Origin of the sequence: Glutamicibacter uratoxydans (assembly GCF_006539925.1) — a bacterium.
Classification (GTDB): Bacteria; Actinomycetota; Actinomycetes; order Actinomycetales; family Micrococcaceae; genus Glutamicibacter; species Glutamicibacter uratoxydans.
Genome location: NZ_BJNY01000006.1, coordinates 110,845 through 132,120 on the forward strand (window position 1 = coordinate 110,845; position 21,276 = coordinate 132,120).

The 21,276-nt window shown below is 55.9% G+C and carries 16 protein-coding genes and 4 tRNA genes; 15 read left to right on the plus strand and 5 right to left on the minus strand.

Features of this window, described 5'->3' with window-relative positions:
• Nucleotides 1–59: 59 nt before the first annotated feature.
• The gene (locus AUR04nite_RS06195) at nt 60–1,901 is read right to left on the minus strand and encodes an ABC transporter substrate-binding protein (RefSeq protein WP_170184113.1); all 1,842 of its coding nucleotides are present in this window, start codon (nt 1,899–1,901) and stop codon (nt 60–62) included.
• 194 nt (nt 1,902–2,095) lie between these two features.
• A complete protein-coding gene (locus tag AUR04nite_RS06200) occupies nt 2,096–3,028 on the minus strand; it encodes a 2-hydroxyacid dehydrogenase (RefSeq protein WP_141363053.1) in 933 nt (310 codons plus the stop codon).
• A 173-nt stretch (nt 3,029–3,201) separates the two neighbouring features.
• Here AUR04nite_RS06200 and AUR04nite_RS06205 point away from each other — a divergent pair.
• The 5 genes from AUR04nite_RS06205 (at nt 3,202) to AUR04nite_RS06225 (ending at nt 4,457) form a co-directional block, all read left to right on the plus strand.
• Nucleotides 3,202–3,274, plus strand: a tRNA-Lys gene (locus AUR04nite_RS06205).
• Nucleotides 3,275–3,323: 49 nt separating this feature from the next.
• A tRNA-Lys gene (locus AUR04nite_RS06210) sits at nt 3,324–3,399 on the plus strand.
• Between the two features lie 254 nt (nt 3,400–3,653).
• Nucleotides 3,654–3,726: transfer RNA gene (locus AUR04nite_RS06215), tRNA-Lys, on the plus strand.
• 63 nt (nt 3,727–3,789) lie between these two features.
• Entirely contained in the window at nt 3,790–4,281 is a 492-nt protein-coding gene (gene bcp / locus AUR04nite_RS06220) for a thioredoxin-dependent thiol peroxidase (RefSeq protein ID WP_141363055.1), read from the plus strand.
• A 91-nt stretch (nt 4,282–4,372) separates the two neighbouring features.
• Nucleotides 4,373–4,457 (plus strand) — tRNA-Leu (locus tag AUR04nite_RS06225).
• 73 nt (nt 4,458–4,530) lie between these two features.
• Here the strand turns inward: AUR04nite_RS06225 and AUR04nite_RS06230 are convergent.
• The gene (locus AUR04nite_RS06230) at nt 4,531–5,103 is read right to left on the minus strand and encodes a GNAT family N-acetyltransferase (RefSeq protein ID WP_141363057.1); all 573 of its coding nucleotides are present in this window, start codon (nt 5,101–5,103) and stop codon (nt 4,531–4,533) included.
• Nucleotides 5,104–5,242: 139 nt separating this feature from the next.
• Here AUR04nite_RS06230 and idi point away from each other — a divergent pair, with 139 nt between their 5' ends.
• Nucleotides 5,243–5,755, plus strand: a complete 513-nt coding sequence (idi, locus tag AUR04nite_RS06235; RefSeq protein ID WP_141363059.1) for an isopentenyl-diphosphate Delta-isomerase — start codon at nt 5,243–5,245, stop codon at nt 5,753–5,755.
• Nucleotides 5,756–5,885: 130 nt separating this feature from the next.
• Here the strand turns inward: idi and AUR04nite_RS06240 are convergent, their stop codons facing one another.
• Nucleotides 5,886–6,347 (minus strand): hypothetical protein, encoded by a 462-nt coding sequence (locus AUR04nite_RS06240; protein ID WP_141363060.1) that lies wholly within the window; start codon nt 6,345–6,347, stop codon nt 5,886–5,888.
• 357 nt (nt 6,348–6,704) lie between these two features.
• Between AUR04nite_RS06240 and ilvD the strand changes: the two genes are divergently transcribed.
• The 5 genes from ilvD to AUR04nite_RS06265 all read left to right on the plus strand — a co-directional run bounded on the left by ilvD (nt 6,705) and on the right by AUR04nite_RS06265 (nt 13,101).
• Complete coding sequence (ilvD, locus tag AUR04nite_RS06245) at nt 6,705–8,408, plus strand: dihydroxy-acid dehydratase (RefSeq protein ID WP_141363063.1); 1,704 nt, start codon at nt 6,705–6,707, stop codon at nt 8,406–8,408.
• Between the two features lie 288 nt (nt 8,409–8,696).
• The gene (locus tag AUR04nite_RS06250; protein WP_141363065.1) at nt 8,697–10,580 is read left to right on the plus strand and encodes an acetolactate synthase large subunit; all 1,884 of its coding nucleotides are present in this window, start codon (nt 8,697–8,699) and stop codon (nt 10,578–10,580) included.
• A gap of 3 nt (nt 10,581–10,583) precedes the next feature.
• Complete coding sequence (gene ilvN, locus AUR04nite_RS06255; protein WP_141363067.1) at nt 10,584–11,102, plus strand: acetolactate synthase small subunit; 519 nt, start codon at nt 10,584–10,586, stop codon at nt 11,100–11,102.
• Nucleotides 11,103–11,171: 69 nt separating this feature from the next.
• The gene (ilvC, locus tag AUR04nite_RS06260; protein WP_141363069.1) at nt 11,172–12,203 is read left to right on the plus strand and encodes a ketol-acid reductoisomerase; all 1,032 of its coding nucleotides are present in this window, start codon (nt 11,172–11,174) and stop codon (nt 12,201–12,203) included.
• Nucleotides 12,204–12,396: 193 nt separating this feature from the next.
• The gene (locus AUR04nite_RS06265) at nt 12,397–13,101 is read left to right on the plus strand and encodes a class I SAM-dependent methyltransferase (protein WP_141363071.1); all 705 of its coding nucleotides are present in this window, start codon (nt 12,397–12,399) and stop codon (nt 13,099–13,101) included.
• Nucleotides 13,102–13,173: 72 nt separating this feature from the next.
• On the opposite strand, the gene AUR04nite_RS06270 is transcribed toward AUR04nite_RS06265, so the two are convergent.
• Nucleotides 13,174–13,788, minus strand: coding sequence for a sunset domain-containing protein (locus AUR04nite_RS06270; protein WP_141363073.1), 615 nt, complete (start codon nt 13,786–13,788; stop codon nt 13,174–13,176).
• A gap of 820 nt (nt 13,789–14,608) precedes the next feature.
• On the opposite strand from AUR04nite_RS06270, the gene cuyB reads away from it, so the two are divergent.
• The 4 genes from cuyB (at nt 14,609) to serA (ending at nt 21,088) form a co-directional block, all read left to right on the plus strand.
• On the plus strand, nt 14,609–15,346 hold the full coding sequence (cuyB, locus tag AUR04nite_RS06275) for a cysteate racemase (protein ID WP_141363075.1): 738 nt from the start codon (nt 14,609–14,611) through the stop codon (nt 15,344–15,346).
• Nucleotides 15,343–17,820 carry an acylphosphatase gene (locus AUR04nite_RS06280; RefSeq protein ID WP_141363077.1) on the plus strand — a complete coding sequence of 826 codons (2,478 nt, stop codon included), beginning with the start codon at nt 15,343–15,345 and terminating at the stop codon, nt 17,818–17,820. The genes cuyB and AUR04nite_RS06280 overlap by 4 nt, the downstream gene beginning before the upstream one ends.
• Nucleotide 17,821: 1 nt before the next feature.
• Complete coding sequence (locus AUR04nite_RS06285) at nt 17,822–19,000, plus strand: hypothetical protein (protein ID WP_141363079.1); 1,179 nt, start codon at nt 17,822–17,824, stop codon at nt 18,998–19,000.
• 492 nt (nt 19,001–19,492) lie between these two features.
• The gene (gene serA, locus AUR04nite_RS06290; RefSeq protein ID WP_141363081.1) at nt 19,493–21,088 is read left to right on the plus strand and encodes a phosphoglycerate dehydrogenase; all 1,596 of its coding nucleotides are present in this window, start codon (nt 19,493–19,495) and stop codon (nt 21,086–21,088) included.
• Nucleotides 21,089–21,276 lie beyond the last annotated feature (188 nt).

The following is a 21,276-nucleotide window of genomic DNA, read 5'->3' on the forward strand; positions in this document are numbered from 1 at the left end:
GTAGACCTATTCCACCGCCGGTTAGAAATCCTTAACTGATACGTATGGCTGGCCGGTAGCTAACTTGAGATCGCCGGTGAATTGCTCATCCGTATATCCGCGAAGCATTCATTGAGCATCGGCGAGGAGGGATAGAAGGTCACATTCGAATTGAACGCCAGTGCTGAGATAGGGAATACCAGCGGCACCAGCGGCAAATCGTAGTTCATGGTTTCAAGGATGGCCGCATAGGCGTTGGTCCGATCTTCACCCGGTGCCAGGGATCGGGCGGCGAGAATTTGTGAGTCAAGTAACGCCGAGTTGTAGCCGAATTCATCGGATTTGGCGGCCAGGATGCCTGAGAGGAAGTCGTCCTCGTTGCGGTACCCGCCGGCGTAGCCGAGCAGGTGCAGGCCGTTGAACTCCTTGGAACGCACGGTCTGGACGTAGCCGTCGGTCCAGGGGATCGGCCGCGGCTTGATCTTGATGCCCACCTTGGCCAGGTCTTCGGCAAGCAGGGCGAAGGTGCGTTCGGGCAGCGGGAGGTAGTTTCGCGAGACCCGCAGCGGGTAGGCGAACTCGATCTCCTCGCCCTTGTATCCAGCCTCGGCCAGCAGCTTGACCGCCTGGTTCTGGTCAAGGTTGTAGCGCGGCTCTGGCTCCGGGACGGACAGGGCGGGAGGAAGCACGCTGCCTGCCGACTTGCTGCCCTGGATGAAGAGCTTGTCTGCCAGCTGGCCGTGGTTGATCGCGTGGGCAATGGCGCGGCGGACCTCAGGCTTGGCAAGCCATTTATTGCGCCGGTCGATGCCCAGGTACAGCACCGAGAACGGGTCGCGCTGCACCACGAGCTTGGCGCCGCGGATCAGGTTGCGCATGATGTCGACCGAAACAAGGTCGAACCCGTCGATTTCGTCGGCGCGCATCGCAGTTTCGCGATTGTACGGGGAGGGGATCGAGGAGACGAGCACGACTTCAGGATGATTCTGGTTCGCTTCGAATCGTGCGGGATTCCAGTAGTCCTTGAAGATCTCAAGGCGGACCAGGCCGTCTTTGTTGGAGGCCAGTGTGTACGGGCCGGTGCCCATGGGAGTGGTTGACAGGGCCAGAGCAGGGTTGTCCTTGGGGCCGCCGGTCAAGGCTGAAGGCGCCGCGATGGCCATGCCCGGCAGTGTGAGTGCATCAATGAGCGAGGGAAGGGCACGGCGCAGCTTCAGCGTCACCAGGTACTTGCTGGTTGCGCTGATCGAGGAGAAGTAACTGGCGCTGCCGGCGCTGGATTTTCCGGCGAACAGCGTCTCGTGGAACACCGGCTTGAGCGCTTCAAGCTGTTCCAGGCGGTGCTGCTGCGCGCCCTGCTCGAATTCAGAGAGGGTCTGCTCGTCCTTGACCTTGGTCTCTACCTCTTTCTGCGTTGGCAGCTTGGGCAGATCTTGGCGGTGGTGGAATACGGCGTTGAATCCCTGGGTGGAGTCCGCGGCCAGTTTGGCGGGCATAGTGGCCCAGCGCTTGAAGTTGTCTACAACCGCTTGGGCGTCAAGCTCGGTGCCGTCATGGAACTTCACTCCCTGGCGCAGGCTGAAGGTATAGGTGAGCCCGTCGTCGCTCTGCGTCCAGGACTCGGCGAGCCCAGCAATCGGGCTGCCGGTGTTCGCGTCGATGGAGATGAGTGTTTCGTAGATCTGCCGGGTAATTCGGAAGGACTCGTTGTCTGCAACGATCGCCGGATCCAGCTTTACCGGGGGAGCCGAAGCCGCCAGGCGAAGGGTGCGCGGGAGCTGTTTTGCTGCTTGGCCGGTCGACGCTGTTGCAGTCGTGGACGTCGGTGTGGTGGTGCAGCCAACTAGTGCCAGCGCAGCCGTGGCAGCGGTGCCGGTCAGCAGTGCGCGTCGTGAGACGTGGTGTAGCGAAGTGGCAGGCACTATGAAGCTCAACTTCTTTCATGTCGGGCGAAACAACGTCCTGAATCAGCGCCTTGCCTGCGTTGCGGACACGCGACTGGCTGCTGTGCGATCAGGGATATCTATCAAAGATAGCGCAACGATCTGGTGGTCTCCTTTGAAACTCTTCGAGTGGGAACCAAGTGAGACCAAAACGTTAGAAATATGCGCTGAACCTAGGCGCGATGTACGAGGTTTTCTCCGTCCTGACCAGCAGACCAAGCCTGGAGCTGGCGCTTGAGCAAACTCACCATGCGGGGGAAGAATGCTTTGGTGTTGCCGCCGTTGTGAGGAGTGATCAGCGCATTAGGGTACTGCCACAGCGGATGGTCTGCCGGCAGGGGCTCCGGGTCGAAGACGTCGGAGGAAACATTAAGTCGACCGCTGGCTACCTCTGCGACCAGGGCATCGGTGTCCACGACCGGGCCTCGTGCGACGTTGACGACGGTTGCTCCATCGGGGAGCTGGGCTAGAAGCTCGGCATTGACCAGATGGCGGGTTGAGGCATTGAGCGGAACAATCAAAATCAGCACCTCGATCTGGCCTGCCATCTGCAGCAGCTGATCGGTGCCGTACACCTGTCCATGCTCGTCAGTACGGGCGGTGGAACCAAAACGCAGCAGGTTGACTTCAAATGGTTCGAGCCGTTTGCGGATGGCCTCACCGATGCCGCCTACGCCTACCAGCCCCACGGTGCGGTCGGCCAGGCCTGGCCACTGGATTGGATTCCAGCGGTTGTTGTCCTGGTCGCGCACGGAGGTCGGGAACCCGCGCAGGGAAGCGATGGCCAGACCAAGAGCGATTTCGGCGGTGGCCGCGGCATGGACTCCTGCCGCGGTGCAGATGTCAGCGCGGTCTCCGATCATGTCGATCATCCCGTCGTACCCGGTGGTTTGGGTTTGGACGATCTTGACATTTGGTGCCTTGCGGACGTTTTTCAGGAAGGCGGGGTCCGCCATATACGGGAAGATCGTGATGTCGATGTCTTCAAGCGGTGAGTCCGGATCAGATTCGAGATCCCAAATCACTGGTTTCAGGTTCTTGGGCAGTTCACCGACAGCTTCAAGCAGTTCGGCAGTTGGGAAGGAAACCGTGCGCTGTTTACTCATGAAATCACTCTACAAATGTGTTGGGCGTTGTGGTAGTAACCCCTAGTCATCTCTTGTAATGTAGCTCACCACAAAAAAGTGGGTTTTCGATTTGCGCGATGTTCAAAAGCTGGGTAGAGTTTTATCTCGTTGCGAAAGCGCGAAGCCCAAAAGCTTCTAGAACATCGCAGCGGGCGCCTCTAGCTCAATTGGCAGAGCAAATGACTCTTAATCATTAGGTTCCGGGTTCAAGTCCCGGGGGGCGCACGAACAATTAGTTCGGCTTGTTCCGCTCATTGTTTACAAAAATAAATATGCGCCTCTAGCTCAATTGGCAGAGCAAATGACTCTTAATCATTAGGTTCCGGGTTCAAGTCCCGGGGGGCGCACCATTTCAAGGTCAGACATTTTGTCTGGCCTTTTTTGTTTTCCTTGGCCGTATCGCTGTGGGTCCGGCGGTTGAAAAATAAAAAAGTGTGTCGTGGGTTACCCTCCGGATTAAGTTCACTATTAAAATTGGGACTGACTAGGAATTTTGTAGTTTTTCTGGTCGATGGCATCAATTTTTGATTTTTGACGCTTTGTGCCTATGATTGTCTACGTCGCAAAGACGAAGTTCGGAAACGATCTAGTCAGAGTGAAGTTAGCGCCTCTAGCTCAATTGGCAGAGCAAATGACTCTTAATCATTAGGTTCCGGGTTCAAGTCCCGGGGGGCGCACAGTAGATCCGATCTGTTAGTTCAGATCGGATTTTTTGTTATATCCACGAAAAGGAGACTCTGATGAGCGCTGCTGAAAAGACGGGGCGACTGGCCATTGGTGATGTTGCACCGGAATTCACTTTGAAGGACTCCGCAGGCAGCGAAGTAACCCTGTCAAGCTTCCGCGGACAAAAAACCATCGTCTATTTTTACCCGGCTGCTTCAACGCCTGGCTGCACGAAGCAGGCTTGTGATTTCAGGGACTCCATTGAGTCCCTGAAAAGTCTTGGCTACCAGGTGCTTGGTGTTTCTCCAGATGGCGTTGCCAAATTGGAGAAGTTTGCGGCCAAGGAAGAGCTGAACTTCCCGCTGCTCTCTGACGAGGATCACGCTGTGGCGGAAGCGTACGGTGCTTGGGGCGAAAAGAAGAACTATGGCCGCATCTACGAGGGCCTGATCCGCTCGACCATCGTCCTGGATGAAGAAGGCAAAGTCAGCTTGGCTCAATACAACGTGAGGGCTACCGGCCACGTCGCAAAGCTCCGTCGTGACTTGGGCATTGATCCCAAATAAGTGGGTTCATGGTCGATTTCGCATCGACTAGAAAGTCCGCTACACTGGTTGAGGTCGTGAATCGGTTGAGCCATCATCCGGTGTAGCGCTGGCGAGTATGGCGGAATTGGTAGACGCGCTGGATTTAGGTTCCAGTGTCTTCGGACGTGAGAGTTCAAGTCTCTCTACTCGCACCAAATGAAAAACCGCGAACAGCAACTGTTCGCGGTTTTCGCATTTTCGGGTGGGCTGAGCGGTGAATCCCGAAGTTTAATTTGCTGCCCGCGGCTCGCGGAACATGGTGAACGTGCTTGGGCCTTCTTTCGGCTTGAACTTGTCGACGACCGCGAATCCGAAATTTTCATAGAAGCGGACATTGCCCGCATCGGACGTCTCCAGAGTGACGCTGGAATCGATAGGAATGAAATCGTGCAAAGCTGCCGTCAAGAGGGCAGACCCGAGTCCCTGTGCCTGATGTTCCGCCTTCACTCCGATGGTGGACAGAGTCCAATCAGCAGTGAATGGCACGCTGTCCAGATGTGCTTCCAGCCTCGCCAGCCTGTCTCCGTGAAGCGCGGCCATCTGCTCCTGCAGCGCGATAGATGGATCTGGGGCGCTGGCCGGCATCAATGCAGCTACGGCCCGAAGCTGATTATCGACAAGCACCAATCCATGATCCATTGCATGAGTTAGATAAAGCAGTTGTAGCTTGAAGAGCCTGTCTCGATACCCCTCAGCTGGAATGATCCAGCGAGTCCATTCCGAGCTGTCAAAGGCATCAGCTAAGACTTCAGCGGCGGCTTCCAATTGGTCCGGATGGGCTAGTTTAACGGTGAAATTCATGCAGGCGCTGCTCCAACTGGTATTGAGAGGTGAGGCACGGAACGGTGTTAAAAGGTTAACTCGGGTACGGTTAATCGAGCATCTAATTGGTGGTGCGCGAGTTGGTAATTAGGCGAAAGCCAAAGGCTAGGAAAAGTTCATGGATGTCATCTTGCTGTCGGAGTCTGGCGAACCGATTGGAACCTGCCCCAAGGAACTTGTCCATACGGAAGACACCGCACTTCACCAAGCGTTTTCATGCCATGTGTTCAACGACCAAGGCCAGGTGCTTGTGACACGACGAGCATTGGGCAAACGGACCTGGCCAGGGGTCTGGACCAATTCCTTCTGTGGGCATCCGCAACCGGGGGAGCGGATGGAATCTGCAATCATCCGCCACGCCCGGCACGAGCTTGGCATGGCAATTGAAATGATCGAACCCTTGGTTCCGACCTTCCGCTATCGCGCAGTAGACGCCTCCGGAATTGTTGAGAATGAAATTTGCCCAGTGTACTCAGCCCGGATTCATGGCGAGCTGGCGGCGAACCCGGAAGAAGTCATGGACTACCAATGGGTTGATCCGGCTCGACTCGGCGATGCACTCTCGGCGACACCTTGGGCTTTCAGCCCCTGGCTGGTGGAACAGTCGGCGCAGATGGAGCTGTACCGCTAGCGCTGGGACACTCGCGAGGAAACCACCTACAAGTTGTCCGAAGCGACTAATGCCTGATCCCATCCGGTTTTGGACCGGATGGGATCAGGCGTTAGTTATATAGGTATAAAGGTGCAGTTGCCCTTGGGGCTTAGACGAAATTCTCAGTACCCTCGATGGTATTCATGAAATGATCCATGAAATCTGCAAAATCTCGCGCATCAACATCCTGATCGATAACAGCGGCCACAGATACCGCATCATTGAGCTGCAAGTCGAGGCTGGGATGCTCGGGAACGGTGAAACGGAAGACTCGCCCGGTGGACGTCGCGATCTCATATCCGCCGTCATTGAGTACAGCGAGCTGGTTTACGTTGGTGTTGTTGATCGTGATTGCGGACTCTGAAGCACTCAAATCAGAGGAATTAATCGGCGCAAGGACGATTTCAGCGGGCTGCCGTCGATAGCCAACAACCTTGAGCCCCCCGGAGCCTGCCACACCGGTGGCAGCCACCAGGTTGTAGCTGGCGAAGTTTGGGATCTGAGAGTCAAAGGCACGGTGGAGCCGTTCCTTGACCTGCTCAGCTGGATTTGCGTCTGGGCTTGTGTCCATAATCCACACTCTACCCAACGAATACCGACAAAACCTGTGACTATTGCCTGTGGCGAAACATGCAATCTAGAGCACAATTCTGGATAAATCGCTATTCCCATGGGCGAACTGCCGATAACGAGGCTCGATCTTGCAAACCCGGCAAGCCTTGCTAGAGGTTGAAAGCGCCGTCATTTCGCCGAACCGTTCGAACCTTGCAAAAGCCTGTTCGCAGGGAAAAGATGGCCGATAGATCATATTCACTTCCCTAGGGGGAAGTTGTTGGACATATTGACTAGTTCTACTCAAAATCATTTTGTGTCATTGTCGCGTCATGGGTTGGTCTATTGGTCATATTGACTCCTAGAATGTTGTTCTATGAGTCAGGACACTACTCCAGACATCAAACCGCGCTCACGCGCCGTCACTGATGGGATCCATGCTGCTCCGTCGCGCGGTATGCTGCGCGCGGTGGGAATGGGCGATGAAGACTTCGCCAAGCCTCAAATTGGCATCGCCAGCTCATGGAATGAAATTACTCCATGCAACCTATCGCTGAACCGTTTGGCCCAAGGCGCCAAGGAAGGCGTTCACGCTGGCGGCGGCTTTCCAATGCAGTTCGGCACGATCTCCGTGTCGGACGGCATCTCCATGGGGCATGAAGGCATGCACTTCTCGCTGGTATCGCGCGAAGTGATTGCCGACTCCGTTGAAACCGTGATGATGGCTGAACGCCTCGACGGTTCGGTCCTCCTTGCCGGCTGCGACAAGTCACTGCCCGGCATGCTGATGGCCGCAGCCCGGCTTAATCTTTCTGCAGTCTTCCTTTACGCCGGATCGATCATGCCAGGCTGGGTCAAGCTTGAAGACGGCACCGAAAAGGATGTCACGCTGATCGACGCCTTTGAAGCCGTCGGTGCCTGCGCTGCTGGCAAGATGAGCGAAAAAGACCTCGACGCCATCGAGCGGGCCATCTGCCCCGGAGAAGGCGCCTGCGGCGGAATGTACACCGCGAACACCATGGCCTCCATCGGCGAAGCGCTCGGGATGAGCCTTCCAGGTTCGGCGGCCCCGCCTTCGGCCGACCGGCGGCGCGACATGTTTGCCCACCGGTCCGGCGAGGCGGTTGTGGAACTGCTGCGCAAGGGCATCCGCGCCCGCGACATCATGACCAAGAAGGCGTTCGAGAATGCCATCGCCGTGACCATGGCCTTCGGCGGCTCGACTAATGCCGTGCTGCACCTGCTGGCCATCGCCCGCGAAGCCCAGGTGGACCTCAGTCTCGACGACTTCAACCGCATTGGCGATCGGGTCCCGCACCTCGCGGACCTGAAGCCTTTTGGCCGCTATGTGATGAACGACCTGGATCGCATTGGCGGCGTTCCCGTGGTCATGAAGGCACTGCTTGACGCAGGCCTGCTGCACGGCGACTGCCTCACCGTCACCGGCAAGACCGTTGCCGAGAATCTGGCGCACATTGCGCCACCTGATCCGGACGGCAAGATCCTACGCGCCATGGACAACCCGATCCACAAGACCGGCGGCATTACGATCCTCAAGGGCAGCTTGGCTCCCGAGGGGGCCGTGGTGAAGTCTGCCGGCTTCGACGCAGATGTCTTCGAGGGGACCGCGCGCGTCTTCGAACGCGAGCAGGGTGCTCTCGATGCGCTGGACAAGGGCGAGCTGAAAGCCGGCGACGTGGTGGTCATCCGCTACGAAGGGCCCAAGGGCGGCCCCGGCATGCGCGAGATGCTGGCCATTACCGGTGCCATCAAGGGCGCAGGACTGGGCAAGGACGTGCTGTTGCTGACCGATGGCCGCTTCTCCGGAGGTACCACCGGCCTATGCATTGGGCACGTGGCCCCCGAAGCGGTGGACGGCGGGCCGATCGCCTTCGTCAAGGACGGCGACAGGATCCGCGTGGACATCGAGGCCCGCTCCTTCGACTTGTTGGTCGATGAGGCAGAGCTCGAAGCCCGCAAGGCCGGATGGGAGCCGCTACCAGCCAAGTTCACCTCTGGTGTGCTGGCGAAGTACGCAAAACTGGTCAATTCGGCGTCAACCGGCGCCTACTGCGGCTAGTCAGCAAAACAAAAACCATTGATTGGGCGCGCCTTGCGTCCAATCAATGGACATCCGTCTCATATAATGAGATACATGGGGCCTCTGGTTGATCTTTGCCTTTGGGTGGAGAAAGATTAGAGACATGCAAACAAACTTCGATGTTCTACTAGTTATCAGGCGCGGAGCCTGAGGCACTGTCTGCCGCTAGACAGAGCATCGGTAACGCGCAGCCCCCTTTCGTCATCAGTGACGGCCGTGGGGCGTTTTTTATGCGCAAATGAAGAGATAGAAATGGAAAGGATCCAGATGAGCAACTCAACACCCGCCAATCCGGCGTCGGTTGCGAAGTCAATCAGTCGACCTAAGGATGCCACCGCCGCTGTCTCTTCCATCGTGGAGGCTTCGAACCCGGTGCAGGGTCCGAATAACATCGTTGCTCCCACAAAGATGACGGGCTCACAAGCCATCGTCCGCTCGCTGGAAGAACTGGGCGTCAAGGACGTCTTCGGATTACCAGGTGGGGCCATCCTTCCCACCTATGATCCACTCATGGATTCGACCAAGATCAACCACGTCTTGGTCCGCCATGAACAGGGTGCCGGCCATGCCGCACAGGGTTACGCCATGGTGAGCGGGGAGGTCGGCGTCTGCATCGCCACCTCCGGTCCAGGCGCAACCAACCTCGTCACCGCATTGGCAGACGCCAATATGGACTCGGTTCCAATGGTGGCAATCACTGGACAGGTCAACAGCGCCTTCATCGGCACCGATGCCTTCCAGGAAGCCGACATCGTCGGCATCACCATGCCGATCACCAAGCACGCATTCCTGGTGACCAAGGCAGAAGACATTCCGCATGTGATGGCCAGCGCCTTCTACCTGGCGCAGACCGGCCGCCCAGGCCCGGTACTGGTTGACATCACCAAGGATGCCCAGACCTCGGAGATGACCTTCTCCTGGCCGCCGAAGGTGGATCTGCCGGGCTACCGCGTGGTGACCCGCGGCCACAACAAGCAGCTGCGCGAAGCCGCCAAGCTGATCGCCTCGGCGACCCGCCCGGTGCTCTACGTTGGCGGCGGTGTGATCAAGGCCGACGCCCACGAGGAGCTCAAGGCCTTTGCCGAGTTCACGAACATCCCTGTGGTCACCACCCTGACCGCCCGCGGAGCGTTCCCGGACTCGCACCCGCAGCACGTGGGCATGCCCGGCATGCACGGCGCCGTCTCCGCAGTGACCGCACTGCAGCAGTCCGACCTGCTGGTCACCCTCGGCGCTCGCTTCGACGACCGCGTCACCGGCGTGCTCTCCTCCTTTGCGCCGAACGCCAAGGTGATCCACGCAGACATCGACCCTGCCGAAATCTCCAAGAACCGCGTGGCAGATGTGCCGATCGTCGGCTCGCTTGATGAGATCATCCCGCAGCTGCACGAGGCCTGCGCCGCCCGCTTCGAGACCGAGCCACAGGCAGATCTCGAGAACTGGTGGACGCTGCTGAACCGGTTGAAGGAAACCTACCCGATCGGCTACACCGAAACCCAGGACGGCCTGTCAGCGCCGCAGCACGTGATCGAGCGTATCGGCGCACTGACCGGTCCCGAAGGCGTGTACGTTGCAGGCGTGGGCCAGCACCAAATGTGGGCTGCGCAGTTCGTCAAGTACGAGCGCCCGCGCTCCTGGCTGAACTCCGCAGGCCTTGGCACCATGGGCTACTCGGTCCCCGCCGCCATGGGCGCCCAGGTGGCGCAGCCTGACCGCGTAGTCTGGGCCATCGACGGCGACGGATGCTTCCAGATGACCAACCAGGAGCTTGCCACCTGCGTCATCAACAACATCCCGATCAAGGTCGCGGTGATCAACAACTCCTCGCTGGGCATGGTCCGCCAGTGGCAGACGCTGTTCTACAACGCCCGCTATTCCAACACTGACCTGAACACCGGCCACGGCACCGCCCGCATCCCCGACTTCGTGAAGCTGGCAGACGCCTACGGCTGCGTGGGCCTGCGCTGCGAACGCGACGAGGACATCGACGCAACCATCCAGAAGGCGCTGGAGATCAACGACCGCCCGGTGGTTATCGACTTCGTGGTCTCCGCAGACTCCATGGTGTGGCCAATGGTCCCATCGGGAGTCAGCAACGACCAGATTCAGATTGCCCGGGGCCTGACCCCTGAGTGGGAAGAGGAAGACTAGACAATGGCAAAGCACACGCTGTCCGTACTGGTCGAAGACGTACCCGGCGTACTCACCCGAGTCGCCAGCCTCTTCGCCCGCCGTGCATTCAACATCCACTCGCTGGCCGTGGGCCCCACGGAAATCGAGGGGATCAGCCGCATGACCGTGGTGGTCGACGCCGAGGGGGATTCTCTGGAGCAGGTCACCAAGCAGCTGAACAAGCTGATCAACGTCATCAAGATCGTGGAGCTGCTGCCCGACACCTCGGTGCAGCGCGACCACATCATGGTCAAGGTCCGCGCGGATGCCGCAACCCGCTTGCAGGTCACCCAGGCCGCGGAGTTGTTCCGCGCATCGGTGATCGACGTGTCCACCGACTCGCTGGTGATTGAAGCCACCGGCAACGCCGCGAAGATCGAGGCGTTGCTGGCGGTGCTGGAGCCATTCGGCATCCGGGAAATCGTCCAGGCCGGCACCCTGGCCGTGGGCCGCGGCGCCAAGTCCATGAGCGACCGGGCGCTGAAGAGCCTTTCGGCCTAAAGCACCAAAAAATAAACTTACAATTTTTATCAAGACTTCTTTACCGAAGCACAACTAAGGAGAAACACAGTGGCTGAGCTGTACTACGAAGACGACGCAGACCTCTCGATCATCCAGGGCAAGAAGGTAGCCATCATCGGCTACGGTTCCCAGGGCCACGCGCACGCACTGAGCCTGCGCGACTCGGGCGTAGAGGTTGTCGTCGGCCTGGCCGAGGGCTCCAAGTCCCGCGCCAAGGCTGAGGCAGAGGGCCTGAAGGTTCTTACCGTTGCCGAGGCAGCTGCCTGGGCAGATGTCATCATGATCCTGACCCCGGACCAGGTCCAGGCCAAGGTCTACGCAGAGTCGATCGCCGATAACCTGAAGGAAGGCGACGCCCTGTTCTTCGGCCACGGCTTCAACATCCGCTTCGGCTTCATCCAGCCGCCAGCCAATGTTGACGTTGCACTGGTTGCTCCAAAGGCTCCGGGCCACACCGTGCGCCGCGAATTCGAAGCTGGCCGCGGCATCCCTGACCTGATCGCAGTGGAGCAGAACTTCACCGGCGGCGCCAAGGAACTGGCACTGTCCTACGCCAAGGGCATCGGCGGCACTCGTGCCGGCGTTATCGAGACCACCTTCACCGAAGAGACCGAAACCGACCTGTTCGGCGAGCAGGCTGTTCTGTGCGGCGGCACCTCCCAGCTGGTTCAGTACGGCTTCGAAGTTCTGACCGAAGCCGGTTACAAGCCGGAGATCGCCTACTTCGAGGTGCTCCACGAGCTGAAGCTGATCGTCGACCTGATGTGGGAAGGCGGCATCGCCAAGCAGCGCTGGTCGATCTCCGACACCGCTGAGTACGGCGACTACGTTTCCGGCCCACGCGTGATCACCCCAGAAGTCAAGGAAAACATGAAGGGCGTGCTGGCAGACATCCAGTCCGGCGCCTTCGCAAAGCGCTTCATGGATGACCAGGCCAACGGCGCCAAGGAATTCAAGGAACTGCGCGCCAAGGGCGAAGCACACCCAATCGAGTCCACCGGCCGCGAGCTGCGTTCGCTGTTCTCCTGGATCTCCTCGGCAGCTGACGATGACTACGTAGATGGTTCGGTAGCCCGCTAAGCGGAGCGCTAAATAGCTTCTAAACCATATATAAAGCCCAGGTTCGTTTCCCTTCGTGGGATGCGAACCTGGGCTTTTTATGTAGATGGCGTAGTGTGCTGACGGAGCAGAAACCCGGGAGGGACAATTGCCTGTAATAAACAGGCCTCGGCTTTCCCTGTTGCTAGACTCAGCCCAATAGAGGAGCTGATCAGTGAGTACCGAAACCAACTATGACGACTTTGCCCTGGCGTATTCGAAAGAGAATGAGACAAGCCTGCTCAACGCCTACTACGAACGCCCTGCGATCCTGCAGATGGCGGGCAACATAACTGGTCGCAGGGTCTTGGATATCGGCTGTGGGGCCGGACCGCTGAGCCAGAAACTACTTGAACGCGGGGCCCAAGTCAGCGGGTTTGATGCTAGCAAGGCAATGCTAGAGCTGGCCAAGCAAAGGCTGGGATCTGGCATGGACCTTCGAGTCGCTGATCTGCGGGAGAAGCTTCCATATGGCGATGATTCCTTCGACATTGCCATTGCTTCTTTAGTCTTCCACTACCTGGAAGACTGGACGCAGCCATTAGCTGAAGTGCGAAGGGTTCTCGTGCCCGAAGGGCGCCTAATTCTTTCTTTGAACCACCCGATCCTGTATCCCTGGAACAACCCTGGTGAAGACTACTTCCAGCGGGTGAAGTATACAGATGAACTGACATTCAATGGCCGGCCGGCATCGCTGACATACTGGCATCGACCACTACACGAAACCATGAACTCATTTATTGAGGCGGGATTTAATATTCGAAATGTTTGGGAACCTCCATACTCAAAAGATGCTCCCCAGGAAGTTGTGCCTGAGCGTCTCCGTGAGCGCGACGCATTCTTGAGCTTTATATTTTTTGAGTTGCAAACGTCGAAATAGCGATTAAGAAAGTGTGCGCGGCCGAAGAGAAGTCTCTTTCGGCCGCGCACACTTCATTGCATTAGCGAATGATTAACGCTTAGATGCTCGATAGCCTGCTTTGCGGGCGTCGGCAGTTGTGCGGAAGCATTCCTCAGGTTTGGTGACGTTGTAGAACTGGCCACCCTTGACGTGATAAATCCAATCCTTCTGGCTTCCGGTGCGGTTTCCCTTAACGGGGTAGCCAGCTGGGCAATTCTTGATCTTCCCGTTCATCGTCACTGACGATTTCCTAGGAGCCTTTTTCTTAGTGACCTTGACAGTTTCTGTCTTGGAAGCTTTCGAAGTTTTGCCCTTATAACTGTATTTCACCGTTGTAGTGACTTTGTAAGTACCAATTGGAAGCTTCACGGACGACTTGTTCTTGGCAATGGTCTTCTTACCCTTCTTTACGGTCAGGGTAGCTGACTTAACTGTCACTTTCTTGGCTTTGGAGTAACTAGGCTTGATAGTCGCCTTGGACGTGCCAGAGACGGTTTTGTTACCGATCTTCTTAATCGTAACTGCTGGTGCGGCTTTCGCCGTTGCGGCCACATAAACCTGTGAAAGGGACGTCAATTGCGGTTTGGCTGCCGCTCCCGATGCTCCCGAAAGTATGAGTGCAGCCGCAGCGAGGAGAGCGAGAGGAGTCTTTATGAACTTTTTCATGAATTCCCTAAAGCGATGATGAATTGGGCAAAGAGATACCCCGACACAATTGATGGTATCTCAAAAAAGTAGTAAACCTAAGTTTTGGATTTTATGGTGCGAATTGCAGCGGTAGTGAATGACAAGACCTCAATGGACGATAAATCAATGGTTGATTCGCAACGACCTGTGACATCGCTAGATGTCGAGAATCCGGTGCTGGATCCGGTCGATGCAAGATGGGCTTTCTTGAACCTTGCGGATATAGCAGTCGACGAGTTTTCGCTCTTGAACAATTGTGGAATCTCAACGTGTCGTTAAGCTTCACCTTCCTGCATCCTTGCAGGAAATTGGAGGGCCTCCTAGGACTTCGGATTCTTCTTCCCGCTTATGAGTACACCCAAAAACTTGTCACGGCGGAAAACTATTGCTCTGCCCATGTTGATGCTTCATGATTCTGTTGATTCAAGTTCGAAGCTCGCCGAATAGCAAGGTACAAATGGTTGTGGATGAGGATCTTACTAATTCGACTCTAGGTGAGCGAGCCTGGGCCTCTCAGACTCAACTTCGTTTCGTAGAAGTTGAATATGAACAGAATTTGACGAAGCGTTTAGTCCGAGCTTTCAACATTGGTTTCGTTAGAAGTTTAGGTACTATTTTGGACAAATAATTCCATGTCACTAGATCTTGTAACTTTACGAACTTACAATCTGAAGATTGTAGCGCGGTCGGTTGCCTTAGATGTTGATGAATTAACTATGTTTCGGTGGCTTGAAGATGAGTTAGACTAGGCCAGCGCAGTAATTGGGGAATTACGCTTTTGCGCTTTCTTGGGGGAAAGATGATATCGGATCGTCCGATTTTGGGGATACTTGGCGGCATGGGGCCCGCCGCCACAGCGGATTTTTCTGCAAGGCTTGCGCAGAATGCTCATGCGCACACCGATCAAGAGCATATCGTCTCATTCTGCTACTCAGATCCGAGCATACCGGATCGAACTTCTGCTCTGATTTCAACGGGGCGTTCTCCTTTGCCCGCGTTGCAACGTGGGGCTATTTTCCTTGAGAGCATCGGCGCATCCTATATAGCTATTCCGTGCAATACTGCCCATTTTTGGTTTGATGAGATCCAAAAGTCCGTGAAGATTCCGATCATTAATATGATCGATGCTGTCGTTCATCAAGTTGAGCTGGACTCACCGTCGCTGACCCGCATTGGTCTGCTGGGAACTATGGGCACGACCTCGGCCGGAATTTATTCTCGCGGTTTTGGTCCGAGCCGCGAAGTTATCGACCTCAATACCCATCACTCTGGCAACCCTGCCGTAGCGGGAATTAATGCTGTTAAGCAAGGAAATGTTTCCTTAGGTCAGCGCCTACTGTCCGAGGCTGCTGAACAACTCATTGAGTTAGGAGCCCAGGGCCTAGTGTTCGGTTGCACTGAGGTTTCTGCTGCGTTCGGCAGCACCAATTTGCCGTTTGAAATTCCCGTTTGGGACTCTTCAGAAGTTTTGGCCAACGAATCTATTTCTCGAATGAGAGAAAAAGAGCGAGATTTAGCCAACGTGATTAGGAAATGAGTGATTCGGTGAAAATCAGCATTACGCAAGCGCAAACGAGCCGTTACAGAGTACTGGGGACTAGTCGTCACGGAGAAGAAGTCCGTCGCACGAACGCTCTTATCATTGTTTCTGGCAAGACTGCCGACGGCACAGAGTATCGAGGATTTGGCGAAGCCCATTTCCGCAGCGAGTTTGCAGATTCGATCAAACCATCATGGGAATTTCTGGAATATGCCATGCATGCTTTGGAGCATCGGGAATTCGCATACTCCACAGATGATGCACTGGTCGAGATCGAAGGATTCCTCAGTTCACTTGGACCAGAGTTCTTGGGTTCACTGCCGGAGCCAGTAACAGATGAACACGGCAATGCTATTGAGCTGACTTTCAGAGGCGCGTTGCTGGGCCTGGAAACGGCATTACTGGATTTGGTTGCGAAGGCTTCCGGTGCCACGGTCGCAGAATTGCTCGGTGGACAGATATCTGTGCCTTCCGAAATTGCCCTTCACAAAGTTACCCAGACTAATCGTGTCGAGATTATCCAAGAAGTCCGTGTACTCCTTGAGGAATCTGGCGCAGGGAATTCCCCGTTGTGGCTTGATTTCGGAAGACGCCTGGGTATGGAGATCGCCGGGCGTTGGCCACGTCGAATTATCGACGAATTTGGCGACGCGACGTCGCGTGAATTTGTCATCTACCATCCATTGCTCGGAAGCCTCGAAGCTGAATATAAGTCACTCCAAGCTACCTATTCAATCAAGGGTGTGAAGCAAAGCCATCCTCAAGTCCGTCTGGCGATTGACTCAAACGAGCCTGTCTCCCAGGCTGGAGAATTCCAAAACGGAATCCTTGTTCTCAAGCCGGCTCTTCTGGGCGGCGTGATAGCTACCCGCAGGTTGCTCGCAACGCTTCAGCCTGCAGAAGACATCCAAATTTTCCTAGCAGACGACGAAAACAGCGCTTCCGTCCATCATGCTGTTCTCAAAGAACTAGCTGCTAGTTTGCCAGCCGTTTCGGGCGTTATCTCGCCCAGTTCCAATTCGCGAAACGCGGAAACCTGTACCAACGGTCTCGGTGTACTTCCCGATTTTGAACAAGTTCTCAAATCAGAGTTTGTCCGTTATGCTGCTTCCGGCAGCCTGCTCGATGTTGTCGGCCCAAAGTTCAACGTCTTCTCTGAACTTCCATACCTACAGCCGCTAGGTCCGAATGGAACTAAAGGCCACCTGATGGAGCGTGAGGCACTGGCTCTGGGCCTGTCTTCGGTGCGCTATTCAAAGGGCGCCTTCATTGCGTCGGATTCCGATGACAAGTCACTGGTATTCAAATGGAGCCGTTCACCGCTGACTAGCGCAGTTGCGTTGTCCATGTGTACCCATAAGGAAGCAACACGTCTGCGGCTCAGCGAATTTGGGGTTCCTGTGCCTCAGGGCCGAACTTTCCGCAATGGTGACCTGGCTACGGCAAAGAAGTATGCAGATGTCATCGGATTCCCGGTGGTAGTGAAACCTGCTATGGGCGTTCGTGGTATCGGCGTGGTTGCAGGAATTGCCAACCAAGAAGAACTGGACATCGCTTTCAGACAGCTGGGGGACAGCAAGCTGGGACGTCAGGACTTCATTGTGGAGAAGCACGTCCACGGCCAGGACTACCGGATCGTAGTTATTGGCGATGAAGTTGTCGCGGCCATTCTGCGCAAGCCTGCATCTGTGGTCGGCGATGGAAAGCATACAGTCGCTGAACTTGTTCTGCGCAAGAACGCGCAGCGTCGCCTGAACCCGCATCTGTGGGGCCGCCCCATTATTTTCGATGACGCTGCCGAATTCCAGCTCGAGAAGGCAGGTCTGACTCCGTCCTCAATTCCCGAAATCGGCGCCAACGCGATGCTGTCGAATTCCTGCAGCCTCTCCCAGGGTGGAGACTCCTGGGATGTCCTTGACGAGATGCACCCATCGATCAAGGAAGCGGCAGTAGCCGCTGTCAAAGCAATTCCTGAGCTCGCGTTCTGCGGAGTGGACTTCCTGCTGGAGGACCACACCAAGCCGCTGTCGGAGCAGGATGCAGGTATTTGCGAGCTTAATGCTCACGCAGCTATCGGCAACTGCGAGTTCCCTATGTACGGCAAGCCTCGCGCAGTGGCTGCAACGTTCATGGATCTCTGCGTAGATACCTATGGAATGAAGGTGAAGGCGGAGCGCTCACCAGAGCTTTCGGTGAAGGTTCGTGTACGCGGACGTGTTGTCGGTGTTGGCTACCGTGCTTGGATGCATCAGCTTGCCACGGAGTACGGCGTACGTGGGTATGTGCAGAACACCGGGAAGCGGTCAGTCACCGCAGTACTTACCGGGCCGACAGATCCAGTGTCGGCACTTGTTGCCGCCGCAGTGCTCGGTCCCAAGGATGCCAAGCCAACCTCAGTCACCACGATTCATGTTCCAGCCACGACGAACAAAACTTTCGTAATCCGTGCAACTAAGAAGGCGAGCGTCTGAAATGGCAAACGTTGATACCGACAAACTTTCAGCCGTTGAATACGATCAGTTTGACGGTGTGTTGGCGCTGAGCTCGGCGCTCGAAGCAGGGCTTAAGGTAGATCTCTACCCACGGCAGGTACTGATCTGCGCGAATGACGCCGGCCAGAGCTTGTCCTTTGTTCACGGGCTGCCAGCAACAAGCGGCCTTGCACCGGTAACCTTCGCGCAGGATAAGCGCATGCGCCGTTCAATGATGGAACGACTTGGGTTTCCGGTACCGAAGGGCGCTACGTTTTCCTTGGGCCATGGCGTAACGCTTGCAAAGAAGTTTGCCCGTACTATTGGCTATCCAGTATCGGTCAAGCCGGCAATCGGGGATAACGGAATTGAAGCGTTCGTCGGTCTGACAGGGGCTTCAGGCATCGATAAGGCATTGAGCTACCTTAGCCAGCCAACCTATATACGTGACGAGTTTTCGCGCGCGGCCTATGGCCTAACCGAATTGCGCGAGCCAGGTTATGACGACGAGGGTAACCTGACTGTACCTCCTGGCTATATGTTCCTCTTGGAGAAACATCCCATTGGCCGATACGTAAGATTCCTTGTCATTGACGGAAAAGTAGTTTCTGCGATTGACTGCAATGGAATCCCGTCAACAGGCGGTTTTACCAAGGGATTCAGAGTCCTTGAAGACCTTGACCCGCAGACGATCGACTTGGTAAGCCGAGCAGCAAAGGTGATTCCAGGCCTCGATGTAGTTTCTATGGACCTCATCATTCCGAACTTGTCGGCGCCTCTTCGAGAACAGGAAGTATTCATCGTCGAGTTCTCGGAACGTCCAGGACTGTGGTTGCAGCACAAGGTCGACGTATCGCTGGCCTTTGAAATGGGACGTGAGATTCTTGCGACATACGCTGCCAACGAGCAGGTCGTCGTGCCGCCTTCAAATGAAACACGTCAGGGAACTTTGCATATCCATGCACTGCCCGACGCCGAAGGTAGCGTTAAAGCGATTTCTCAATCTGCGAAGAATCACGGAATCGAATTCTCCGTGGCCGAGGTTGATCAATTGGCTGGGTCTATGGAGGCCCAGATCAAGGCGCAAGCTATCGATATTGCGTTGTTTATGAATGCTCTGCTAGGCGGCGAGGTCGATGGGATTCCTGCCATGCGTTCGAAATTCGTTGCCTCGAACTAGATAAGGAAACCGAGCGGCATCAGTACCTCAAGTCGATCCAGATGCTGGATTGAAAGTGAAGTGCTGGAGCAGGTCCAAGCGAATTGCCCTGACCATGAGCTGAAGCTCGAACGGTCGGGGCATTTGGTTGTCGTCATAGCGGTGCGAGTGTGCGACAAGGTGGTACTAAAATCTGAATTTCGAAACGATGGAACGAGCCATGAATTGCTTGCTATGAAATATCCTCGCCAGACAACGCGCAGGGCCCAATAAACAAATGTTCGATCGGCAGCATTGAGAGGAGAGAATCATGGATGGCATGCATTTTCGGCGCAGTTTTAATCATGCTATCAACTAAGTGAAAGTTTTCACAAAGTCCGCGATTCGAAACGTAACATGCGTAAATTCAAGGGTTTTGAGCCCTTCTCAGGTCTAACCTGAGTAGTGGAATCTCTTTTGTCGAAGGATTCCAAGCAAGCATCAGCCCAATGAAATCGCAAAGGTGCCACACCCGTGTCTGACAACAAACCAGTAGTACTGCTAGCCGAACAGCTTTCGCCCGCCACAGTAGCGGCACTCGGCCCCGACTTTGAAATTCGTCAGACTGACGGAGCAGACCGCTCCCAACTGCTCGAAGCAATTGCAGACGTGGACGCAATCCTTGTCCGCTCTGCAACCCAGGTTGATGCTGAGGCTATCTCTGCAGCAAAGAACCTGAAGGTCATCGCCCGCGCAGGCGTTGGCTTGGACAATGTAGACATCAAGGCCGCTACCCAGGCCGGAGTGATGGTTGTCAACGCACCAACATCAAATATCATCTCTGCCGCCGAGCTCACTGTGGGGCATATTGTTTCCCTAGCTCGTCGAATCCCGGCGGCGAATGCTTCCTTGAAGGGCGGCGCGTGGAAGCGCAGTTCCTTCACCGGCATTGAGCTTTTCGAGAAGAAAGCCGGCATTATCGGCCTCGGCCGCATCGGCGCACTGGTAGCTGCCCGTCTTCAGGGCTTCGGCATGGAGATCGTTGCCTACGACCCATATGTCACAACTGCTCGTGCGTCCCAGCTGGGCGTTACCCTCGTGACTTTGGATGAGTTGTTGGCCCAGGCTGACTTCATTACTATCCATATGCCAAAGACTCCTGAGACTTTGGGCATGCTCGGCAAGGAAGCCTTCTCCAAGATGAAGAAGTCTGCCTACGTCGTGAACGTAGCCCGTGGTGGCCTTGTAGATGAAGACGCACTGTATGAAGCGCTGAAGAACGAAGAAATCGCTGGCGCTGGCATCGACGTATTCGTCAAGGAACCAAGCACAGACCTTCCGTTCTTCGAATTCGAGAATGTGACGGTTACACCGCACCTCGGAGCTTCCACCGACGAAGCTCAGGAGAAAGCCGGTGTTTCGGTAGCCAAGTCCGTTCGATTGGCCTTGGCTGGCGAACTCGTACCGGATGCCGTCAATGTTGCTGGCGGCGTCATCGATGAGAACGTGCGACCAGGTATTCCGCTGATTGAGAAGCTTGGACGCATCTTCAACGCCCTGACTTCCGGCTCATTGACCAGCATCGACGTTGAAATCGCCGGAGAAATCGCGGCCCTGGACGTCAAGGCATTGGAACTCTCTGCGCTGAAGGGAGTTTTCATGGACGTTGTTTCCGAACAGGTCTCCTACGTCAACGCTCCGGTACTAGCGGAGCAGCGCGGAGTTGCTACTCGCTTGATCACCACGGCCGACTCACCTGAATACCGAAACCAGCTGACAATCAAGGGAGCAACTAATGAAGGTGCTCAGCTTTCGGTGGCTGGTACTCTGACCGGTCCAAAGCAGATTGAGAAGATCGTCGGCATCAACGGCCACGAGATCGAGCTCCCAATCTCAGATCACATGCTGGTACTGCGTTATGCGGACCGTCCAGGTGTTGTCGGCTCTTTGGGCAACGTGCTGGGGGAGCAGCAGATCAATATTGCCGGCATGCAGGTGTCGCGCGATGAGAAGCGTGAAGAGGCTCTCGCTGTCATCAATATCGATTCAGCACTTCCGTCTGGCGTCCTCGACGTCGTTGGCGCAGCTATCGGCGCTAGCGTGGCTCGGGAAGTCAATCTCGCAGACTAGTTTCCGGAAGGCCCCGAACAGGTAAGCCGGGAAATCGTAAAATGCACCCGCCAAACGACTGTTGGTGGGTGCATTTCTCGTTTCTCCGCCACTACGTTCCGATAAGTAAAAGGAGCTGTAGTGTTTGGACTGGGATCGTACGGGGACTGCTACCCATGGTCCGAGTGGGCGAAGCTACTCACGAAGCA